This is a genomic window from Corynebacterium sp. (assembly GCF_030532965.1).
Taxonomy (GTDB): domain Bacteria; phylum Actinomycetota; class Actinomycetes; order Mycobacteriales; family Mycobacteriaceae; genus Corynebacterium.
The window spans coordinates 116,954-138,536 of the sequence record NZ_JAUNKC010000002.1 but is presented as its reverse complement, the minus strand read 5'-3'; the positions used below and the strand labels follow the sequence as shown (position 1 = coordinate 138,536).

Genomic DNA, 21,583 nt, shown 5'->3' with positions numbered 1-21,583 from the left:
GAAGGCGGACTCCTTAAAAATGCAAACAAACCAGGGTGCACGATTTCGCACAATGTATGAAGCCGCCATGCGCGGCGAAGCTGAGGTGCGCAGCATGGCAGGAATGCAGGTGCACCAGATAGGTCCGGTGTGGGTGGCCGAAAGCAGCGACCGGGGGTGGGGCCTGGTGAGCTATTCGCCGGAGCAAGCGCGGGAGGTACGCGAGCCCGACATTCAAAACGTCATCGACTTCTTGGCCAACACCGGTTACATCCGCTCCTTTGAATGGAAGACCTGGCGAAGCGATCCGCGCTTGCCGCTCGATAAGTTTGGTTTCCAGTGGGAGCCGGAAGAAGCGGTGATGATGGGCGACACTGAGGTTTTATCGCGCTGGCCGAATCCGCACGGGGTGCGAGTGCACCAGGTTGTTACGGAAGAAGACCTCTCCGCCGCCAGCCAGGTGCGCAGCGACGTCTTCGGCTTGGGTGAGGACCGAACGCGCCAGTTTATCGAACGTACCCGGCACGACATACCAGGCGCCGGGCTGTTCGCGGCTGTCGCCGACGGTCGCATGGTGGGCATCGGCCGCATGGAGGAACTGGCGGGGGCGGGACTGGCCGGATTGTTTTCGGGATCGGTGCTGCCGCAGTACCGAGGCCGGGGGATTTATCGCGCGTTGCTTTCAGCACGAGCGAAGCGGGCCCTTGATCTTGGGGCAACCGTGGTCGTGAGTGAGTGCTCGGAGTACTCGCGTCCGATCCTTCAACGTGCGGGTTTCCTGGCGGTTGAACACACCACCCCGGCTGTGTATCGCTTCGATGTGGCGTGATCGAGCGTCGTAAAGCACAAAGTGCGGGAAGCAACACCGGTTGTGGCGTAGCATTATGACGCTGATATTTAATTACACGCAAGGAGCACAATGGGGCTAGCAACCATTACTGCGCAGCGGCTACGCGATGCCGCTTATGCTCTGGGTGGCGAAATTACCCACGATGAAGCAGTAACCCGGATATGGTTCGACACGGTGGTCATCGAATGCGAATACTTCGAAGACCAGCAGGTTTTGGATATTCACGGTATCTGGCGGCCATTAATTCGCGGTCCTATACATAACAAGGTCATCGCAGCCGTCCACGAGTACAACCGCAACTACCTGGAACCGGATCTCATATTTGAATTCGAAGAAACAGACGCCCTGATGGTTGCGGGACGTTGCGCATTGGCCTGCGCCAGCGGGCTCAGCGATGCACAACTGAAAAGTTTCCTGACCCAATCCATCGAATTCATCCGCAGCGCGATCGCCGCGTTGGAGGAGGAATTCCCCGAGCTCACAGTCATGGAGGGACACTAATGGCCACCGAGTTTCCGTTGGTAACGCCACAGCGGCTGACCCATATCTTGGCCGGTTATGGTGTGGTTCCAGAGATCGACGGCGACTTTCTTGCCGCCGAATTGGACGGATTATTCCTGCTCATGCACATCCAATCGCCGCAGGTGGTGCGCATGGCGGTCATCCGCGAAAACGTCCCCATCGCCGCCGAACGCTTCCCCGAGTTGGAAGCATGGTCGGGCTACGCCAACCGCATGAGCATGTTCGGCAAAACGGTCGTTGGCAGCGTCGCCGACGGCGGGTTTTTCGTGCGACGCGACTGCGCATTCCCCATCGGCAACGGCGCCACCGACGAACAGTTGCAGGAATGGGTCGACGCCGGCTTCGAAGCGGCGTTTGAGCTTTTCGACGCCCTGCGTTTCGACCTGGACCTACCGTAAGCTAAGACCATGCCCGCCACACAATGGATCCGCGTCGGTTTCGCAATGTTCGCCATCGGCTTCGGCGCGAATCTCTTCGCGCCCATGCTCCAGGTCTACCGCACCCATTCCGGCTTGAGCCATTCCTCCGTCACCGCCATGCTAGGGATCTACGCCCTGGGGCTGGTACCAGCATTACTGTATTTCGGCCCGCTTTCCGACCACGTGGGACGCCGCGCGGTGCTGCGCCCCGCACTTGTCCTCTCCGCGCTAGGCTCCGTGATTTTAGCCTGGGCGGTGGGCTCGGAATCCGTCCTCTTCCTGGGGCGATTCATAGCGGGGCTCGCGGTGGGAATGGCCATGGCTTCGGGTGCGGCATGGATTAAACAACTCTCCACCGACAACCCAGCCGCAGGTCCGCGCCGGGCGACGGTCGCGGTGTCGGCGGGTTTTGGCATCGGGCCGTTATGCGCTGGCCTCATAGCCGAGTTTTTGCCCCACCCTGAGGTGCTGCCGTACCTGGTGCATATTGGTTTGGTCGCGATCATTCTGCCGCTGATCTGGACCGTTACCGAAACCCAACCTCGCGCCACCGGCCCTCAGCCGGAACGGGTGTGGATTCCGGCGCAGGCGAAAACCAAACGGTTTTTCTGGGCCGTCGCGGCATGGGCACCGTGGGTATTTGGCACGGTCACGGTGGCTTTCGCTAGCTTGCCGCCTTTCGCGCATGCCACATACCCCACGGCATTTATCGGTCTAGCCGCCGCCACAGCCCTATTATCGGGCGTTAATATTCAACCGTTCGCCGCCCGGCTGCGCACCACCCGCCCTCTTGCGATCACCGGACTAGCGACCGCCTGCGTCGGCTTGCTCGTTGCCGCGCTCACCGTCTACACCGCGAACATGTGGCTGGTGTTTCCCAGCGCGATGCTGCTTGGCTCTAGCTACGGCATCATGATGGTCAGTGGCTTAAAGGAAGTTGAGGACATCGCTGGCAATTCCAATCTGGGTGCGCTGATCGGCATATTCTATGCGCTGACATATATCGGATTCTTCGTGCCCTTCGTCCTCTCATACACCGCCCCACTCATCGCGCGGATCACAGGGGCTACGGAAGAAACAGGCTTTATCCTCTGCTTATTATTTGGCGCACTTGTGTGCGTGGCTTCCATGGTGCCGGTGGCGCGCGTCGCGCAAAAAGCACACGATGCGTGAAAGCGGCCCGGGTGGCGTCGAAAAGCTAAGATTTAACTGTGTATCCACTACCAACATTTGACGCCCAAGCCCACCGCGGCGGGCGCGGCCACTGGACCGAAGAATCCGCAACAGCATTCAAAAACGCCCTCGACGTAGGCGTAACAACCCTCGAACTCGACATTGTTTTGACTAAAGACCTGGTGCCAGCGGTATGGCACGACCCGGTCATTCTGGAAGAAAAATGTTCCAGCCGCATCGGCGAAAACGTCCACGACCTCACCTTTGAAGAGCTGCGCCAGATCGAATGCGCCAAACAACTGCCGGACTTCCCCGAAGCCGAAGTGGTGCCGGGTAACCGCATCATTTCCCTGCCCGAGGTATTCGCGATCGCCGCAGGTCACGATGTGTGGTTTAATATCGAAACCAAAATTGAGGCGGAAAAGCCCGACATCTGCGCCACCCCCGAACAATTCGTCACCGCCATCTTCGCCGCGATCGACGCGGCGGGCGTGCGCAATAAAGTCATGATCCAGTCCTTTGACTGGCGCACCTTCCCCCTGGTCCACGCCATCGACCCGGACATTCCGCTGGTGGCTTTGTGGGACGAAACGACCTGGCACGAGAACACCGCGTGGGGGCCATACAACCCCGATATTATTTCCGCAGCTAAAGACCATAACATCGCGGTGCTATCGCCGGATTACACCCTTGTTGATGCCGACTTGATCCAGCGCGCCCACGACGCCGGGCTGCGGGTGGTGCCGTGGACGGTCAATGACCTAGCCGACATGCAGCGACTGATCTCGCTCGGGGGCGACGGTTTGATCACCGACTACCCCAAGCGGTTGCAGCAATTGCTGGAGGGTTAATTAGCGTGTTCTTCGCAAGCAACGCCATTTTTGCCACCTCTGTTTCTATCTAGGTGTGCTTGATATGCAGGATCGCCTTCGAAGTAGGGGCCTCTACGATTAAAAGCTTCTGCCACTTCGTCACAATTCTTGAACTTCGGCACTGGCTGCTGCTGTTGCTGCGCCTTTTGCTGCCCTGGTTGGGTCTGGTTGGGATTCGGGCCGATGTGAATGACACCTGGTAGGGGGTTCGGGATAATGCCTTCCGAAATCGCCCAGCCCGCAGCGGTTCCGATAAACCCGACCACCACGACACCCGTTGTTGCGATGGCGGCGATTTCGCCCGGGCTGAGCTCCGCAACGGCCGAGGATGCGCTCGACCCGCTGTCTTCCGCGGGGGATTCGGGTTGAGGCGCTGGCTGGGTCGGCTGCGTGGGCGCTGGTGCCTGGTTTACCGGGGGTTGTGTTTGTGCGGCCACCGGCGATTGCAGGGCGGCGAAAGCAACGATGGAACTAGTGATGATGCAGCTTAAGTGGGTTTTTAGTGATCGGTGCGGTTGAACGTTCATGGTGTACAAAATGGTGGGACCTGGGGGATTATGAAGTCGGAGATTGTGTGTTTTCCGGCCCGGCCAGCGGTGCCGAACTGGGGAAACGTAGGCGGAAATGCGTAATCTCCGACTTGTAGTCAGCGCCGGTTTGGAAACTGGTGCACGACCTCAAGTCGGAGGAATGAGTGATCGAGGACTACCGTGGGCGACGCTCACAGCCGACGCCGTCACCGTCGCGGTCTAAGCCACGGTGGTATCCGCGTTCGTTGCTGCGGATTGGTCGACCGAGGTCACGCCACACGGCGCGGCAATTCTCGTAACGGAAAGCCTGTGGTGCTGGGGCTGGTGCCGGAGCTGGCCGAGGAGCAGGGCGGGGCGCAGGTGCCGGTGCCGGAGCTGGGGCGGGAGCCGGTGCGGGCGCTGGAGCCGGAGCAGGTGGGGCTGGAGGTGCAGGCGGTGCTGGTGGCTGGAATGGGTTTGGAATCAAGCCTTCCTGCATGGCCCAGTGGACGCCAGCGCCAGCGAGACCGATGGCGGCGACGACGCCCGCGGTGATGCCTGCGATTTGGCCCGGGCTCAACCCTTCTTGCTGAGGATCCTGTTCAGGATTTTCAGGATTGGTTTCCGGTTGGCTAGGTGCCGGTTGAGTTTCGGTAACGGCGGGGGCCGCCGGGCTTTCGGAGGTCTGAGCCAGCGCAGGCTGCGCGCTAAGCGCAACTGCCGTGGCGAGAACGAGTGATGAAATTGTCTTACGCATGAAAATAATATGGCACGTTTACTGTTACTTGATTGGGGTTTTTCTTATTTTGATTTTATTTGGGGGTAAGTTTTATGGATTTCTCCATAAGCTTCGGGGGTGCTGCCCGACGTGATGGGGGTGTGTGAGGGGTCGGGGATTGTTTGGGTGTGCGCGGGGTGAACTGGGCTTTCCGGTGTGTCAAAAGTGCAATCTCCGACTTGAGGGTCCGGACCTATCTTGGCGGCCTCGGGTTTGGTTGGGGGGCGGGCTTGGGTGCTGGCCGGGGTGGTTTGTCGGCTGCCGGGGTAAGAGGTCGGGGATTGGCGTTTTGTGGCCGCTTCGGCCTTGCTTTTCGACGCCCTAAAGGTGCAATCTCCGACTTTATGGAGGGGTGAGGGGAATTTTTCCTCAACCCCTTGCGTCATATCGTTTTTCGATATAGCATAACGATTAACGATATATCGAAAGTCGATATGCGATGGGGTATGGAAAGGTGATTCCCATGGAAAAACCAGGTGTTGAACTGCGGGAAGAGCAGCGGGACTTAAAGTCCTTATTGGTTGCCTATGGTCTTGCGGTGCTTTTTGTCATCGGAGATTTCATTGATCTTGCGTGGCGTGGTCGGGTCGAGCACGAGCTGGCCTATGCGATCGGCGATGCGGGCGATTCGGGAATGATTCTCCTGGGTCGGGTGGAGCAGGCGGCCGCGGTGCTTCTTGTTGTTGGTGTCGTCATTAAATGGCTGGCGATCATCGGCAGCTTCACGGCGTTGGCACTGGTGATCGGCCAGGCGCTCCGGGGACAATTCTTCACGGAGAAAAACGGAAAGTGCTTCACCTTCGCGATCGTTGCGGTCGTGGTGTACCTGCTGGGATTCTTCGTTCAGAATATGGGGGCCAATTATGTGGCCGCGCAGTTTGATATTGCGGACTGGTGGGATTTCCGGCTCCTGGGGCAAAAGGTGGCCATTGTCTATGGGGTCTTCGTAACGCTGTATTTCTTTAGGCTGGTGACGAGGAGAGGTATTCAGATGCAAGAGGATCAGGAAGGGCTGGTGTAAATGTCGGAGGTGGTGTGTCATCTCGATAGCTTGCTGGAGAAGCGAGGCATGACCCTTGCAGCCCTTGCGGACGCGGTCGGGGTGACTGTGGTGAACTTGTCAGTTTTGAAAAACAACCGGGCGAAGGCTGTGCGATTTACAACATTGGCGGCGTTGTGTGCGGCGCTGGATTGCCAGCCAGGCGACCTGTTTAGCGTAACGGAGTAGGAAAATGAAAAAAGTACTAGGAATTATTGCCGTGGTGGTGCTGGTGTTGGCGGGCATCGTCACCTGGTTCTTCGGGCCGGTATTGGGGGCAGGGTTGCTGGGTCGGCCGATATTTGTGGTGGCGACCCCGCAGCGATACGCACATTTCGCCTTCGACGTTGCCCAAATGCAAGGGCTTTATGCTGATTCGGAAGAATTCGCCAACGTGCTCGCCGAGGCTAAAGAAGAAGTAAAGGGCGTGGATTCGATTGAGCAAACCCACCCCATCATCGAGCGGGTGCTCAAGGCCGCCGGCGGTAAACATTCGGGGGTCATTCCGCCGGAACGTAATACGCCAGCAACGACTGAGGATACGACGTTGCCGAGCGTGTCCAAGGATGGCGACATCGTGATAGCGACGGTGCCGGGAGTGGCGCGGGGCCCTGTCGCCCAGCAATATGCTGACACCTTGGCTAAGGGGTTGGCCGACAATGTTGCGGGAGCGTGCGGGGTGATCGTGGATCTGCGGGGTAATACTGGTGGCGATATGGGGCCGATGTTGGCGGGGGTGAGTTCGTTATTGCCAGATGGAGTGGTCCTGACCTTTAAGGGGCGGGCTAGCTCCGATGTCACGGTATCCGGTGGTTCCGTTCAAGGGGGTGGGTCGCCGATCACGGTGGCGTCGCAAAGCAAATTTACCGGCCCCATCGCGGTGCTTTTCGACGGACATACGGGCAGCTCCGGCGAAGCCACGCTACTAAGTTTCCGCGGCCTTGATAATGTGCGAACCTTTGGGCAGCCGTCGGCGGGTTACGCTAGCGCAAACACCGTATTCGATATGCCCGACGGCGCCGGAATTATGGTCACAACCGCAAAAGATGTAGCCCGAACCGGCGAGGAATTCGCCGAGGACCCGATCGAGCCCGATGAGCGGTCCGATCAGCCGGAAGCACACGCGCGCGACTGGTTGCATCAGGAATGTGCGAAGTAGTTCGCTGTGGGAGAACCGATAGTGTCTGCAAAGGGAAAACGCGCTAAACTTTAGTGAGATAGACTCAACTATAAAACTGGAGGAATTAATGGCTGCGAAAAACGAATGGGCAGACAAAGACTATTATGCGGATCTTGGCGTGGCATCAAGCGCGACCGATGCCGAAATTAAAAAAGCATATCGGAAACTAGCGCGGGAAAATCACCCCGACTCCCATCCTGGGGATGCTAAACGCGAAGAGCGCTTTAAGGCGGTGGCCGAAGCGTATGACGTGTTAGGTGATACCGCCAAACGTAAAGAGTATGACGAATTTAAAGCCATGCTGCGGGCGGGAGGTGGTTTAAGAGGTGGGTTTCGTGGAAACTCACAGTTTCAAGACTTCTCTGACATTTTTGGAGGAGGTGGTGCTGCCGGCGGTTTTAGCGACATCTTCGGTGGTGCTTGGAGCGGTTCTCGCCGGACAGCTCGGCCGACGCGGGGCGCGGACGTCGAAACGGAAATAACCCTAGACTTCCGGGAGGCCGCGAAGGGAACCACAATCCCGCTGCAAATTACCGGCGACGCACCCTGCGCGGCCTGCCACGGATCCGGTTCGCAATCCGGCGCGGCAGTCAACTGTCCAGGCTGTAACGGCACCGGGTATCGCTCGGAAAACCGAGGCGCGTTCGGCTTCTCCGCACCGTGTAGCGAATGCGACGGAACCGGAAAGATCATTCCTGACCCCTGTCTCGATTGTCGCGGAACCGGCACGGTACGCCGCTCCCGTTCCATCACCGTCCGAATCCCAGTCGGTGTTGTCGACGGGCAAAAGGTGCGACTAGCTGGGCAGGGAGAAGCCGGGCCGCACGGCACTCCCGCTGGTGATCTCTTCGTCATCGTGCATGTGCGTGACGACAAAGTATTCACCCGCAAAGGCGACGACCTGGAAGTCGAAGTGCCCGTATCCTTCGGCGAACTGGCGCTCGGCGACACGATCACCGTGCCTACCCTCGACTCGCCGGTGCGGGTGAAAATCCCCGCCGGAACCCCAGACGGGCGGGTACTCCGAGTGCGTGGTCGCGGAATCCCGAAGCGCGACGGCCAATCCGGCGACCTGCATGTGCGGGTGAAAGTGCAGGTGCCCAAGAACCTGTCGGCGGCCGCAACGAGTACGCTCAAGCACTACATTGAAACCGAAAAAGAATCCGGATTTGACCCTCGCGCTGGCTGGGTCGGAAACAACTAAGGCGTAAAAGGAGGTGTGAGAAGTGGCGCAAAAAGAAAACCGAGTAGAAGAAGTATTTGTAATCTCCGTCGCGGCGGAACTGTCGGGGATGCATGCGCAGACGCTGCGCACCTACGACCGCATGGGATTGGTGACTCCGCAGCGCACCACCGGCGGCGGTCGCCGCTATTCGCGTGCCGACGTCGAACTGCTGCGCACCGTGCAACGGCTCAGCCAAGAAGACGGCGTCAATTTGGCGGGTATTAAAGCGATTATCGAGTTGAAGAAAGAAAACGAAAAGCTACGTGCCGAATTAGCCGAAGTGAAACAAGAAAACGAAGATCTGAAACGAGGTCGCCCCCGGGGTGAAATCGTCCACGTGCCCCGCTCGACAGCGGTGGTCATGTGGGAGCCGCGCCGGGGTCGGAAACGCTGATTCCGGTTCGGCGAACGGGGGATGTGGCTAAATTAGCAAAAAGGGTGGCAGCCTGCGGGGTCGATATGCATTCGACCATTTGCATATGGGCGGTGCCACTCTTTTCCTTTACAGTGACTTATGTCACGGTTATAGTGGCGGTAACGCATGCGTGACGGCGGGGTAACGCCCCGAAAGTTAATTCCTACCGAAAGGAATCTTCATGACTGTTTACGCCAACCCTGGAACCCCAGGCGCCATTTTTGACTACAAAGAGCAATACGAAAACTTCATCGGAGGTGCATGGGTGCCGCCGGTGGCGGGGGAGTACTTCGATAACATCACCCCGGTCACCGGCGAAGTATTCACCCGGGTGCCGCGCTCAAAGGCGGAAGATATCGAATTGGCGTTAGATGCAGCTCATGCCGCCAAGGCAGAGTGGGCACAAGTGTCGGCGGCTAAGCGAGCGTTGATCTTGAACAAGATCGCCGACCGGTTGGAGGAGAATCTGGAGAAACTCGCCGTCGCCGAGACCTGGGAAAACGGCAAAGCCATTCGGGAGACATTGGCCGCCGACATTCCGCTTGCTATTGACCACTTCCGCTATTTTGCCGGAGTGGCGCGAACCCAAGAAGGGCGAATCTCGCAAATCGACGAGAACACCGTCGCCTACCACTTCAAGGAGCCGATTGGCGTCGTGGGGCAGATCATCCCGTGGAACTTCCCCATCCTCATGGCCGCCTGGAAGATCGCGCCTGCACTCGCGGCCGGAAACTGCATCGTTTTAAAACCAGCCGAGCAGACCCCGGCTAGCCTCTTGGTGCTTATCGAACTTATCCAAGACCTCCTGCCCGCTGGCGTGCTTAATGTGGTTAACGGCTTCGGCGAAGAAGCAGGTGCCGCGCTCACCGCATCGAACCGGATTGGCAAGATTGCCTTCACCGGTTCCACCGCCGTCGGCCAGATTATCCATAAAGCAGTCTCGGACAAGATCATCCCGATCACATTGGAGCTGGGCGGCAAGTCCCCATCGATTTTCTTCCCAGACGTCATGGATAAAGACGACGCATTCCGGGCGAAGTGTATCGAAGGTCTGGCGATGTTCGCCCTTAACCAGGGCGAAGTATGTACCTGCCCGTCCCGGGCCTTGGTGCATGAAGACATTGCCGAAGAGTTCCTGGCACTTGCAGTGCAAAAGGTCAAGGAAATCAAGACCGGAAACCCGCTGGATACCGACACCATGATGGGTGCCCAGGCCTCGCAAGAGCAGATGGAGAAAATCACCGGGTACCTCGAATCTGGCCCAGCCGAAGGCGCTGAGGTGCTCACCGGCGGTAAGGTAGCCCAATTCGATGGTTTGGAAGGTGGCTACTACATTGAGCCGACCATCATGAAGGGCGATAACTCCATGAATTGCTTCCGGGAAGAAATCTTCGGGCCAGTCCTCGCCGTCACGACCTTCAAGACTTTCGACGAGGCTATGGAGATCGCAAACGACACCATCTATGGCCTGGGCGCCGGAGTGTGGAGCCGCGATCAAAATAATGCTTACCGTGCTGCCCGCGCTATCGAGGCAGGCCGTATCTGGGTGAATAACTATCACAATTACCCAGCGCACGCCGCTTTCGGTGGCTATAAGCAGTCTGGTATTGGACGTGAAAATCACGCGATGATGATGGATCACTACCAGGAAACCAAGTGTATGCTGGTTTCATACGATGAGAATCCAACGGGTCTATTCTAGGGGTTTTGCGCACGTACGAATCCTTAAGATTAGGCGAACGAAAGGCCGGGGCATTCCCGGTCTTTCGGCATTTTGAACAGTTATTGAAAACTGTTGTTATTACCGGTTTTGGGAGAAAGGTATCCCCCTATGTCCGATCAATTTAATGCCGCAATCGTTGAAGAATTTGGTCCAGAACTCACAATTGGCACGCTGGACCTGCCAGAACCAGGGCCACACCAAGCGCTGGTGAAAAACCTCGCCTCCGGTGTCTGCCACACCGACCTCCACGCCGCAGAAGGCGACTGGCCAGTCAAACCGAAGCCACCATTCGTCCCAGGTCACGAAGGTGTGGGCGAAGTAGTGAAACTAGGGCCCGGCGATCACGATGTGAAAGTGGGCGACATGGTGGGCAATGTGTGGCTCTGGTCCGCATGTGGCACCTGTGAACACTGTCGCACCGGCTGGGAAACCCTATGCAATTCAGCCGAATACGGTGGCTACACCGTCGATGGCTCGTTTGGCGAGTACATGTTGGTCGATACGCGCTACTGCGCTCGTATCCCCGAAGGTGCTGATCCGATCGAAGTTGCTCCAATCCTGTGTGCTGGTGTCACGGTGTACAAGGGCCTCAAGGTCACCGACACCCGACCAGGACAATTCGTGGTCATTTCCGGTGTTGGCGGCCTTGGCCACATCGCGGTGCAATACGCGGTTGCGATGGGACTGCGGGTCATCGCGGTCGACATTGCGCCGGAAAAGCTGGAACTGGCCAAGAAACACGGCGCGGAATTCGTCGTCAATGCGGCGGAAACGGATCCCGCAGCCGCCATCAATGAATACACCAAGGGCGGCGCCCACGGCGTGCTGGTTACTGCGGTGCACCCTAAGGCCTTCGGCCAGGCAATCGACATGACCCGCAAGGGCGGTACGATCGTATTCAACGGCCTGCCACCAGGGGATTTCCCGGCACCTATCTTCGATATTGTGTTCAAGGCTCTGACAATTCGCGGTTCCCTGGTGGGAACTCGCCAAGACCTGGAAGAGGCCTTGGACTTCTATGCACGCGGATTGATCAAGCCCACCGTCACCGAATGCAAACTCGGTGACGTGAACTCGGTATTTGAGGATATGCGCCGCGGTGCCATTGATGGCCGTATGGCAATCCGGTACGACTAGCGACTACTCCGACTGAACGAGTTTCTTGATCTCTTCGGCTACGAGGTGTTGGAATGTGGGGTCACGGAAATATGACGAATGATCGCCGTGCAAATTCCACACCTCGGCGCCGTATTCTGGCGACGCTGGATCAACCCCGTGGATGCCTTCCACGAGCTGTATGGGGTCTTCATCGTTAATTGCGGTTATGACCCGCGGGTTTTCGCTGTTAAGTTGGAGATCTTGTGCGGAATCCGTCCGATTTCCGGGACTGCCAACATTAATCACGGTATCCGTATCTAAGCCTTTGGGAAGCTGTGCTGCGTAACCCATCGTGACTGACGCAAAACTGTGCGCACAAGTTATCCTCTTGGCGTTTGGGTTAGAGCTGGTAAGCGCATGTTGAAAATCCTGAACCTGCTGAGCCCCGCGAATGGCCGCTGATGGTTCTATCGCGTTATGTAGCGCAGGCGGGGAATCTAGGTTTACAAACATCACTGTTGCGGTGCTGATTTTTTCTGGCGCTAGTTTTCCCACAATCGCCCCATGAAAGTCCTTGATTCTGTCGAGGTCTGCGTGCCATTGCTCAGGTTTAGCCGATCCAACTCCGTGATAGACGGAGTTAACCGCGGTAGCGGTGTAGGGATCACCAAAAGCAACCGCAAAATTATTGTCCGACACCTGGAGCAGTTTGGCCCCCGGATGATCGATCAATAGTTGTTTAATTTCTGGGGGAGCAACTGCCATTGCCTGGCTGTGTTGCTGTGCCAATCGGTTCTGTGGCGGTTGCTGAAGTTCAATGTCGCCCAGAAGCTCGGCCTTGGGGTCCGGCGGCAAGGCGCATTCCGTCAGCGACCTGACTTCCCATGCGCAGGCCTTATCCAGCATCTCTCCCCAGAGATAAATCGTATCGACTATATGTTGCACCAGTGGCGCGGTTTTCACCGCAGTGATAGTTGTCGGGGTAACAACGCGATCCACGACAATTACCCCGAAAGCTGCGGCAATGCGCTTGACCATGTCGAGTTTTTCTTCCAAATCTTGCTGCGCTGCGGCGGTAAGCTCCAGATATTCTGCCAGCTGGTGGGATTTCTCCCACCTTTTCATCATGGAGGTGACGAGTTCCCCCAGCGTGTCCTGGCCTGCGTCGTATGCCTGACCGGTTGCCACGCTGAAGGCTTGACTCCATTGCGGCTGGTGTTCTGCTAGGAATTGTCCCGTTGCGGCGACAAATTGCCGGTGGGAGGCTGCGGCTTGTTTCAACAAAGTGGAATCGAGTGGGAGCATTATTTGTCCTCCAAGTTGGTGGCGAAGGAAGAATCGATCTGAATTTGGGCGGCGGTGAAGCGTCGCAAAGCTGAAATGTGGTCCGCCAACGCAGCTTCCTGGGTTGTTAGCGCGGCGTGGGTTTCTGTATGAAACTGTGCCAGTGCGGCATTTGTGTTGTTCGTTGCCCCAACGTGCTGACTTGCGGGTAGCTGCGGCGGCGGAGAAAACGGAAACACAACGTTTCGATCAAATGATGTAAAAGTGCTCATAGACCCATTGCAACAACGGCGCAACTAAAATTGGGAAAATCTCGAAAAAAATTTTTGCCTGTGGATAACTTCGGAGGCAACCAGGCATTATGCTGGGGGCCATGAAAGTCGCAATCGGCCAAATTCGCTCATCTGTGGATAAACCCGCAAATCTTGCACGAGTCTGCACGCTTTCCGCCGAGGCCGCCGCGCGCGGCGCGCAGCTCATTGTCTTCCCCGAAGCAACCATGCAAGCCTTCGGCACCGGGCGGCTCGATAAGGCTGCCGAACCCCTCGACGGCGACTTCGTCACCACCGTTGCCCGCTGCGCGAAACGGGAAAACATTGCCATTATCGTGGGGATTTTTTGCCCGGCCGATTCCGTCCAGCGCGGTGATAAAACCATCAATCGGATAACAAACACCGCCATCGCCGCCCTGCCCAGCGGTGACATCTATCACTACGATAAAATCCACACCTACGACGCCTTCGGCTACCGCGAATCCGACACCGTGAAACCCGGTGAGAAACTCGTCGTTTTCGACTACGCCGACACCACAATTGGCCTGGCCATCTGCTATGACCTGAGGTTTCCGGAACTTTTCCGGCAGCTCGCGGCGCGCGGCGCGGAAGTCATCGCGGTGCCCATATCGTGGGCGGGCGGCCCGGATAAACTACGGCAAAAGCACCTGCTTAGCCAAGCCCGTGCCCTCGATTCCACCTCCTGGGTAATCGCGGCGGACCAGGCTGAGACCGACACTTCCGGCAGCGCGCCGCGTGGGGTTGGGCATTCCACGATCACGACCCCCGAAGGGCAGATCGCCGCTGAGGCGGGGCCGGAGGAAGAACTCGTGCTTTTCGACGTCACCACCGCCGACGTGGCGCAAGTTCGCGAAAAGCTCCCGGTCGTCGACTACCCACAGGACTACTCCACCAAATAAGAACCAACACTATCCCACGCACTAATGCACGTGGGTTTCGTGTGTTTCTTTAAAGTCGGAGACTTCGACATGTAGCCGGTGTTGGCCTGCGCTTTTCGACCCCCGCTGAGGCAATCTCCGACGTAATAACGCTGTGGAAAAGTGCGCGTGGGGGAGAGAAAATGGGTGGGAAATTAGTCCCAGAAATAATCGCGGCTGGAACCTTGGGTCTGGATGATGGAGTCAGGCGTGCCGCCGCGTAGCAGCGCGAGCCGGGTTTCGGTGACGATATCGGTGGGGCCGGTGATAAGAACTTGGTGGCCTTCCCAGGTGCCGTAGCTGGAAACAACTTCGCCGAGTTTGCCGACTTCCATCAGGTGCAGGCCGCGCGGAGCAGTACTGTGTTCGGTAGCGCCTACCCACCAGGCATCGGTTCGATTGCGAACGATCGGTTTGATAAATAACCAAGGGGCGGCACTGGCGAGTTGCCACAGCCCCTGGAGTTCGTAGAGTTCACCGGGGTAATCGGCGCTCACAAAGAGGTGGGTGCGGGGTTGGTTGGAGCGCATCAGCAGGTCGATGATGATCGAACGGGCGGCGGCAAGGCCGGTGCCGTGGGCGAGAAGAAGAAGGTCTTCTTCGTAGTCGATGGTGAAGCCGCCGCCAGCAGCACCGATGCGTAGCCGGTCACCGGCGCGGGAAGCGCCCAGAATGGAGGTGGCTTCGTCGCCAGCGTAGACGTGGAATTCGACTTGCCGGGCTTCGTTGGAGGGGATGCTGGGGCAGAGGTCGCGCCAGCGACCGCCGGTGTAGTCGGAGTTGACGGTGAGAAACTGCCCGGAGCGGTAGTCGATCTGACAATCAGTAAGAACGCGGACCACTGAGATATTGCGGCAACGCTTTTCAACTTCGACGACTTCCGCCATGACCGGCTGGCTTATCGACGATTGGGCGGCGTGGTTGAGGACCTCGGCAGCTTGTTCCACCGCGCGTTCTGCGGCGATGGCACCAAAAAAATCATCGCGCATGCAGTAGTGCCGGATGGACTTGGTGATGGCGTCGGCAAACGGCAGGATGGATCGGAACCCGTGGGCGGTGATTATTTCTGCTAATTCCCGGAGCCGGTTTTCGGTTTCGGGGTATAACGTCCCGTTCGCGTCCGCGCCGTGGCAAATGAAACTGATTGCGGCGGCGATGGGGAATTCGGGGCTGATAACGAGCCGTTCATGGGGATGACTTCGGAAAAAGGAGTGGAAAACGTCCCGGGAAAACTCGTCGCTGAGCACACGTAGTTTCTCAACGGTTTGGTTCAACGGGGTTTCTACAGTCACGATGTCTATTTTAACCTTGTTTTCGGGCCGAACCGGTAACCCCGAATGTGGTTAGTTCATACAGGGGTAACCTTCCTTAGAAAAACATATAAATTCGATCGTTAATTTTAATATTTCCAGTTTAGTGGTGCTGTTTTCATTAAGGTTCGCTATTGAAAAATTTTCAGCACCGGCGCGTCGCTATTGAAAATGCTTTCCTTTGGAAAAAATTTCGCCATACCCTTTACAACGTGCGGAAATTCGGTAAATTAGAGAGCGAAGAGTAACGGATACCGGAAAGGTTATTGAAAATGAGCTGCAAGATTCACGAGAATCATGACCATGTTCACGGCGAGGGCTGCGGCCACGAGGCTGTTCAGCACGGCGATCACGTGGACTACATCCATGATGGACATCGGCATCGCGAGCATGATGGACACTGGGATGAGTGTGAAGTTGCTTAATTGGAATTAAGCCAATCGAATTGCGGCCAGGTTGCAGCTAACCGGGCCGCAATTTTTTGCGTTTGCGGGCTAAAAATTATAGGGGGAGCGGGCTGGCTGCGCGGGGTTTTCTCTAGAATCGGGGATGTGGGGTTCGTCAATCTAAAAAACTTGAGTCTAGGGGGCTAAACATTTTTCCAAAAGTGGTGTATGCTTGTATCAAAGTTGAGTGTAACTTACTCAATTTCAGAAAAGTTGAACCCGAAAAGGAGAAAAATGAACGCATTTAACCCAACGACAAAGACGCAGGAAGCCCTGCAAATGGCATTGCAGCAGGCCTCAGCTCTGGGGAACCCAGATATTCGGCCTGCCCATTTATTGGCAGCGATTTTAGGCCAGGAAGATAGCATTGCCATTCCGGTTTTGCGTGCAACTGGTGTTGATTCAGAAGTGGTACGGCAAGAAGCTGTCGCCTTAGTTAATGGCTATCCGCGAGCCGAGGGCTCTGGGATGGCGAATCCGACGTTTAATCGCGAAGCGTTAAACGCGCTGACCGCGGCTCAGGAGTTAGCGGGCGAATTAGGCGACGAATACGTTTCCACCGAGGTGCTGCTCGCCGGTATTGCCCGTGGAAAATCCGACGCCGCCGAGTTGCTGACCAAGCGCGGCGCAACCTACGACGCGATTAAAGGCGTTTTTCCAACCGTGCGCGGCTCGAAGAAGGTCACCGACCAAGATCCCGAGGGCAGCTTCCAAGCATTAGAAAAGTACTCAACGGATCTCACGGCACGCGCCCGGGAGGGCAAGATCGATCCGGTGATCGGCCGCGATGCCGAGATTCGCCGGGTCGTCCAGGTGCTGTCCCGCCGGACAAAGAACAACCCAGTTCTTATCGGTGAACCAGGTGTGGGTAAAACCGCAATTGTCGAAGGATTGGCGCGCCGCATCGTGGCGGGCGACGTTCCGGAATCGTTGCGGGGAAAGACCCTCATTAGCTTGGACTTAGGGTCGATGGTCGCGGGTGCGAAGTATCGCGGCGAGTTCGAGGAACGGCTCAAGGCTGTGCTGGATGAGATTAAGGAAGCGGAAGGCGAAATCATCACCTTCATCGACGAGCTGCATACGATCGTCGGCGCGGGTGCAACCGGTGAATCCGCGATGGATGCGGGTAACATGATTAAGCCATTGCTCGCTCGCGGCGAACTGCGACTTGTCGGCGCAACCACGCTCGATGAATACCGCAAATACATTGAGAAAGATGCCGCGCTGGAACGCCGGTTCCAGCAGGTGTTCGTGGGTGAACCATCGGTTGAAGATGCCATCGGTATCTTGCGTGGTCTGAAAGAACGCTACGAAGTGCACCACGGCGTCCGGATTCAGGACTCGGCCCTGGTTGCCGCCGCAACCTTGTCGGATCGGTACATCACCTCGCGGTTCCTGCCGGATAAGGCGATCGACCTGGTGGATGAGGCTGCCTCCCGGCTGCGCATGGAAATCGACTCCTCGCCACAGGAAATCGACGAACTTGAGCGGATCGTGCGCCGGTTGGAAATCGAGGAAGTCGCGTTAACGAAGGAAACCGACGCGGCGTCGAAAGACCGGTTGGAGAAGCTGCGGCAAGAGCTCGCCGACGAACGGGAGCGCCTCGGCGAGCTGAAAGCCCGGTGGCACAACGAGAAAGCCGCCATTGATAAGGTGCGGGAAGCGAAAGAAGAGCTGGAGCAATTGCGCCAGGAATCGGAAATCGCAGAACGCGACGGCGACTACGGCAAGGTTGCGGAACTGCGGTACGGCCGCATTCCGGAGCTGGAGAAGCAACTCGCAGACGCCGAAGTAACCTCGACAACTCCGACCATGCTGACAGAAGAGGTAACCCCAGACACGATTGCCGAAGTGGTTTCGGCGTGGACGGGTATCCCCGCCGGAAAGATGCTCGCCGGGGAAACGGAGAAGCTTCTCAATATGGAAGGCGAGCTGGGTAAGCGCGTTGTCGGGCAATTGGAGGCCGTCGAAGCGGTATCCGATGCGGTGCGGCGTTCCCGCGCCGGGGTCGCCGATCCGAACCGTCCGACGGGTTCCTTCCTGTTCCTCGGTCCTACGGGTGTGGGTAAGACGGAGCTTGCTAAGGCATTGGCGGAGTTCATGTTCGATGACGATCGTGCGATGGTGCGCATCGACATGTCCGAGTTCGGCGAGAAGCACTCCGTTGCCCGCCTCGTCGGTGCCCCTCCGGGATACGTGGGTTACGACCAGGGCGGCCAGCTCACCGAGGCGGTACGCAGGCGGCCCTACACCGTCGTGCTTTTCGACGAGGTGGAGAAGGCGCATCCAGATGTATTCGATATCCTGCTGCAGGTGCTTGATGAAGGTCGGCTCACGGATGGCCAGGGGCGCACTGTTGACTTTAGGAACACGGTGCTGATCCTGACCTCCAACCTTGGTGCCGGCGGTACCCGGGAGCAGATGATGGAGGCGGTCAAACGTGCCTTCAAGCCGGAGTTCATCAACCGTCTCGATGATGTCGTTATCTTCGACCCATTGAGCGAGGATCAATTGACCAGCATCGTGGACATTCAGCTGGCTGACCTGCGCAAGCGACTGTCGCATCGTCGGCTGGAACTTGATGTCAGCGAGGACGCCAAGAAGTGGCTGGCGGAACATGGTTACGATCCCGCATATGGTGCTCGCCCATTGCGTCGGTTGATCCAGAAAGAAATTGGCGATCAATTGGCCAAGAAGTTGCTCTCTGGTGAGATTTGGGATGGCGATACGGTTCGGGTGACCAAGAACGAATCCGGTTCGTTGGAGGTGACAACCGAAACGAGTCGATTAGCATAAAGGCGTGAAGTTCTTTAACGCCGTATCATTAGCAGCCACCGCAACCACAAGCGTCGCAAAGCTGTGTGGTGGGAAAACCCGGGCGGAAAAGCTGGCGAAACCACTGATCGTCTCCGCCCTGATGGCAGCGCAACCGCATCGATTACGTGACCCGCTGTTTGTCATCGGGGCGGCGGCGCACCTTGCGGGCGACATCGTGTTGCTGCGCGATGGTGCGAATCTACGGCGTGGTGCGCTCTGCTTCGGTCTGGGGCATGCCGCGTTTATCGCGCGTCGGCTCCGGGCTGGCTACCGGCCCGCTTTTGTCGTTCCGCATCTTGCGGCAATGGCGGTGGCGGCGCCACTCGTGCGCGATGCCTGGCTCATCACCTACGGTGCGTTGCTGGCCTCGTATAGCAGCCTGTCGCATTCGCTCGGCGGGCCACTGTTTATGCTGTCGGATGCGTTGATCGATCTGAAGCATAAGTATCCACACCCAGGTCTGGATTTCGCGGTGATTACAACCTACGGGTTAGCGCAGTATCTACTTTTAGGGCCCGAGGAATAAAGCCGATCACGCAGCGTAAACGTGGCTAACTACTAAAACCTCCGGTTGGGATTTACAATCAACAACCATGACAGTCACCATTTCCGCAGCCGAACTCTCACAACGGATCAATTCCGGTCGCCAACCACTTATTCTTGCAAGTTTGTGGTCGCCGCTGGAAGGCGGTGGCTATGCGCAATACAATTCCGAGCACATTCCCACCGCGAGGTTTTGCGACACCGCGCAAGCACTAGCCTCGGTGCCCAGCTCCACCTCCGGGCGCAATCCCCTGCCCACCCAATCCACCTTGGATCGTTGGTTCACACGCTGGGGCCTATCCCACGACCGCGACGTGGTGGTCTACGACAACAACCGGGGGCTTTTCGCCGCCCGGGCCTGGTGGGTTCTGAAATGGGCGGGCGTATCAAACGTGCGCATCTTGGACGGTGGGCAAGGAGCCTGGGAAACCGCAGGTTTTAGCACCATCGGTGGGCCGGGTAACCCCCGCGTCCTGGAAGGAACGTCCCCCGTCTTGGGCGGAATGCCCACCGCAACCATCGAGGACGTAAAGGCGTATGCGGGGGTGCTTATCGACGCCCGGGAACCCAATCGGTTCGCAGGGCGGAAAGAATTCTTAGACCTGAAAGCAGGACACATCCCAGGCGCGGTCAATATCCCAACCCGGGAAGTCCTCAACCCCGATTACACCTTTAAAACCCCCGATGAGCTGCGCGAAATCTTCCTGTCGCACGGCATAACCGAGCACACCGTATCGGACGCGATCGTGTATTCGGGTTCCGGAAACCATTCGGCGCAGGTGATCGCCGCGATGAATCTGGCGGGAATTGGAACCCCACGCCATTACATCGGCGGCTGGTCGCAGTGGTGCGCAAATCCCCGCAATCCGGTAGAACGCGGCTTTTAAACTATGGGGGAAGCCTAAAAAGGCACCAACATTCAGATAAATCTGTTGGTGCCATGTTAGACCCCTGACTTAGACTAAGAGCATGATCTTCCTAATCGCTGCGATATGCGCAGGTTTGGGGGTGGCATTATTGCTAATGGAATCGCGCCGCACCCCCATGAGTCGCACTGCGGATGCCCAGGCGCAAGTAGCGCCTGCCGCCGAAAGCTCCGGCTTCGCCGGGGAAACGCGCAGCGATGATGACGACGAAGATGCCGGGATAGACACGGTCGAACGCACAGCTCAGCAGGCGGAATTCGAGATTGCGGAATCGGGTGTTGCTGAGCCAGCACCTGTGGAAGCCGGAGGCGATGCCGAGGCTGAGCCTGCGGGCTTCGGAGAGAAGCAGCACCAAAATGTCGCGTCTGAGCCGGAACAAAAAGCCGCTATGCGCAGCAGCCTGGCGGGGCTATTGGGGCAGAACCGGAAACGGCGGCGGCTGTGGGCGCATCACCACAATTTCGATTACAGCAAATCAGATTCTTTTTTAAGCGACGAATGGTCTCGGGGGATAACCGCAGCTGGCTTGGTGGCCAAAGACGTTGTCAGCGGCATGGTCGGCGGGTACGAGGTTCATCTTGCGGATGTGCAGGGGAACCCGGTGCTGGCGATTCGTCGAAAAGCAATCAGCAACGAGGTCATCGTCGCGCTTCGTGCAGGCAGCACCGCGCACCCCACCGACGACCTCGTTAAAATCCAATCGGTGGCGGATTTCGACATTTTTGCCACCGAACCCGGCGTTGGCCAACGATTTATCGACAATCGGGTGACAACCGCGCTGGCAGCCCTGCCGGAAACCGTCGTCGCCGTATGGGCGGAGGCCAATTGGGTGCTGGCGCAAACCCAGAAAAACAGCAGCAATCACGATTGGGACGCCATGCTCGATCCGTTGGTGCTCCTGGCGGATTCTGCGTGCGTGCTGCCGCCCGATCAACCAGCTGAACTTCTCAATTACTCCGATGCGGACCCCACTCGAGTGATGCCGACGGTCGCGTTCTGCGACGAAGAACCGATCGAACCCACGCCGCTGAAGCTCATTCCCACCATAAAACCGAAGGAAGAGCACGTCGTGCTGCCAACCCGGGTGCGCGGCGACATGCGGGGCGTGGTAATTCCCCACGAGATCGGGGCGGACGACGTGACCCCGATCGCCGATGATCTTCAGAAACGGCAATCCAACTACCACGGAACCCGGATACTGCGCGAACCAACCCATCCCGCCCACATATTTAACGACACCCCGGAAACAGACTAAACTACCCGAC

At 57.7% G+C, this 21,583-nt stretch carries 23 protein-coding genes; 17 read left to right on the top strand and 6 right to left on the bottom strand.

The features are described from left to right. The first annotated feature begins 52 nt into the window (after window positions 1–52). From Q4D85_RS01915 to Q4D85_RS01895, 5 genes are all read left to right on the top strand, one after another. Window positions 53–808, top strand: a complete 756-nt coding sequence (locus tag Q4D85_RS01915; RefSeq protein ID WP_303197868.1) for a GNAT family N-acetyltransferase — start codon at window positions 53–55, stop codon at window positions 806–808. A 90-nt stretch (window positions 809–898) separates the two neighbouring features. Then, window positions 899–1,330 (top strand): hypothetical protein, encoded by a 432-nt coding sequence (locus tag Q4D85_RS01910; protein WP_303197867.1) that lies wholly within the window; start codon window positions 899–901, stop codon window positions 1,328–1,330. Continuing rightward, the gene (locus Q4D85_RS01905) at window positions 1,330–1,749 is read left to right on the top strand and encodes a YbjN domain-containing protein (RefSeq protein ID WP_303197866.1); all 420 of its coding nucleotides are present in this window, start codon (window positions 1,330–1,332) and stop codon (window positions 1,747–1,749) included. The genes Q4D85_RS01910 and Q4D85_RS01905 overlap by 1 nt, the downstream gene beginning before the upstream one ends. A gap of 9 nt (window positions 1,750–1,758) precedes the next feature. Then, window positions 1,759–2,943 (top strand): MFS transporter, encoded by a 1,185-nt coding sequence (locus Q4D85_RS01900; RefSeq protein ID WP_303197864.1) that lies wholly within the window; start codon window positions 1,759–1,761, stop codon window positions 2,941–2,943. Between the two features lie 38 nt (window positions 2,944–2,981). After that, window positions 2,982–3,794: a glycerophosphodiester phosphodiesterase family protein gene (locus Q4D85_RS01895; RefSeq protein ID WP_303197862.1), complete on the top strand. Its 813-nt coding sequence runs from the start codon at window positions 2,982–2,984 to the stop codon at window positions 3,792–3,794. On the opposite strand, the gene Q4D85_RS01890 is transcribed toward Q4D85_RS01895, so the two are convergent. Together Q4D85_RS01890 and Q4D85_RS01885 are read right to left on the bottom strand one after the other, a co-directional pair. Next, on the bottom strand, window positions 3,791–4,342 hold the full coding sequence (locus Q4D85_RS01890; protein ID WP_303197861.1) for an excalibur calcium-binding domain-containing protein: 552 nt from the start codon (window positions 4,340–4,342) through the stop codon (window positions 3,791–3,793). The genes Q4D85_RS01895 and Q4D85_RS01890 overlap by 4 nt on opposite strands. A 178-nt stretch (window positions 4,343–4,520) precedes the next feature. Further along, window positions 4,521–5,081, bottom strand: a complete 561-nt coding sequence (locus Q4D85_RS01885) for an excalibur calcium-binding domain-containing protein (RefSeq protein WP_303197860.1) — start codon at window positions 5,079–5,081, stop codon at window positions 4,521–4,523. A gap of 484 nt (window positions 5,082–5,565) precedes the next feature. On the opposite strand from Q4D85_RS01885, the gene Q4D85_RS01880 reads away from it, so the two are divergent. The 7 genes from Q4D85_RS01880 (at window position 5,566) to adhP (ending at window position 11,821) form a co-directional block, all read left to right on the top strand. Further along, window positions 5,566–6,123 (top strand): hypothetical protein, encoded by a 558-nt coding sequence (locus tag Q4D85_RS01880; RefSeq protein WP_303197859.1) that lies wholly within the window; start codon window positions 5,566–5,568, stop codon window positions 6,121–6,123. Further along, window positions 6,124–6,330, top strand: a complete 207-nt coding sequence (locus Q4D85_RS01875; RefSeq protein WP_303197858.1) for a helix-turn-helix transcriptional regulator — start codon at window positions 6,124–6,126, stop codon at window positions 6,328–6,330. A gap of 4 nt (window positions 6,331–6,334) precedes the next feature. Then, the gene (locus Q4D85_RS01870; protein ID WP_303197857.1) at window positions 6,335–7,300 is read left to right on the top strand and encodes a S41 family peptidase; all 966 of its coding nucleotides are present in this window, start codon (window positions 6,335–6,337) and stop codon (window positions 7,298–7,300) included. An 88-nt stretch (window positions 7,301–7,388) separates the two neighbouring features. Next, window positions 7,389–8,525 carry a molecular chaperone DnaJ gene (gene dnaJ / locus Q4D85_RS01865; RefSeq protein WP_303197856.1) on the top strand — a complete coding sequence of 379 codons (1,137 nt, stop codon included), beginning with the start codon at window positions 7,389–7,391 and terminating at the stop codon, window positions 8,523–8,525. A gap of 22 nt (window positions 8,526–8,547) precedes the next feature. After that, a complete protein-coding gene (locus tag Q4D85_RS01860) occupies window positions 8,548–8,940 on the top strand; it encodes a heat shock protein transcriptional repressor HspR (protein ID WP_303197855.1) in 393 nt (130 codons plus the stop codon). Window positions 8,941–9,142: 202 nt separating this feature from the next. Continuing rightward, on the top strand, window positions 9,143–10,663 hold the full coding sequence (locus tag Q4D85_RS01855; protein WP_303197853.1) for an aldehyde dehydrogenase family protein: 1,521 nt from the start codon (window positions 9,143–9,145) through the stop codon (window positions 10,661–10,663). Window positions 10,664–10,792: 129 nt separating this feature from the next. Next, a complete protein-coding gene (gene adhP / locus Q4D85_RS01850) occupies window positions 10,793–11,821 on the top strand; it encodes an alcohol dehydrogenase AdhP (RefSeq protein ID WP_303197852.1) in 1,029 nt (342 codons plus the stop codon). Window positions 11,822–11,824: 3 nt separating this feature from the next. On the opposite strand, the gene Q4D85_RS01845 is transcribed toward adhP, so the two are convergent. Beyond that, on the bottom strand, window positions 11,825–13,087 hold the full coding sequence (locus tag Q4D85_RS01845) for an alpha/beta hydrolase (protein ID WP_303197850.1): 1,263 nt from the start codon (window positions 13,085–13,087) through the stop codon (window positions 11,825–11,827). Further along, a complete protein-coding gene (locus tag Q4D85_RS01840) occupies window positions 13,087–13,338 on the bottom strand; it encodes a hypothetical protein (protein ID WP_303197848.1) in 252 nt (83 codons plus the stop codon). The genes Q4D85_RS01845 and Q4D85_RS01840 overlap by 1 nt, the downstream gene beginning before the upstream one ends. A 101-nt stretch (window positions 13,339–13,439) precedes the next feature. Between Q4D85_RS01840 and Q4D85_RS01835 the strand changes: the two genes are divergently transcribed. Further along, entirely contained in the window at window positions 13,440–14,258 is an 819-nt protein-coding gene (locus Q4D85_RS01835; protein WP_303197847.1) for a carbon-nitrogen hydrolase family protein, read from the top strand. A 173-nt stretch (window positions 14,259–14,431) separates the two neighbouring features. Here the strand turns inward: Q4D85_RS01835 and Q4D85_RS01830 are convergent, their stop codons facing one another. Beyond that, a complete protein-coding gene (locus Q4D85_RS01830; RefSeq protein ID WP_303197845.1) occupies window positions 14,432–15,568 on the bottom strand; it encodes an oxidoreductase in 1,137 nt (378 codons plus the stop codon). Window positions 15,569–15,849: 281 nt separating this feature from the next. After that, window positions 15,850–15,987 (bottom strand): hypothetical protein, encoded by a 138-nt coding sequence (locus Q4D85_RS01825; RefSeq protein WP_303197928.1) that lies wholly within the window; start codon window positions 15,985–15,987, stop codon window positions 15,850–15,852. Between the two features lie 279 nt (window positions 15,988–16,266). On the opposite strand from Q4D85_RS01825, the gene clpB reads away from it, so the two are divergent. The 4 genes from clpB (at window position 16,267) to Q4D85_RS01805 (ending at window position 21,573) form a co-directional block, all read left to right on the top strand. After that, the gene (gene clpB / locus Q4D85_RS01820) at window positions 16,267–18,828 is read left to right on the top strand and encodes an ATP-dependent chaperone ClpB (RefSeq protein WP_303197844.1); all 2,562 of its coding nucleotides are present in this window, start codon (window positions 16,267–16,269) and stop codon (window positions 18,826–18,828) included. Window positions 18,829–18,832: 4 nt separating this feature from the next. After that, the gene (locus Q4D85_RS01815; RefSeq protein ID WP_303197842.1) at window positions 18,833–19,375 is read left to right on the top strand and encodes a lysoplasmalogenase family protein; all 543 of its coding nucleotides are present in this window, start codon (window positions 18,833–18,835) and stop codon (window positions 19,373–19,375) included. Window positions 19,376–19,442: 67 nt separating this feature from the next. Continuing rightward, window positions 19,443–20,279 carry a sulfurtransferase gene (locus Q4D85_RS01810; protein ID WP_303197841.1) on the top strand — a complete coding sequence of 279 codons (837 nt, stop codon included), beginning with the start codon at window positions 19,443–19,445 and terminating at the stop codon, window positions 20,277–20,279. Between the two features lie 82 nt (window positions 20,280–20,361). Further along, window positions 20,362–21,573 (top strand): hypothetical protein, encoded by a 1,212-nt coding sequence (locus tag Q4D85_RS01805; RefSeq protein WP_303197840.1) that lies wholly within the window; start codon window positions 20,362–20,364, stop codon window positions 21,571–21,573. The last annotated feature ends 10 nt before the right edge of the window (window positions 21,574–21,583 follow it).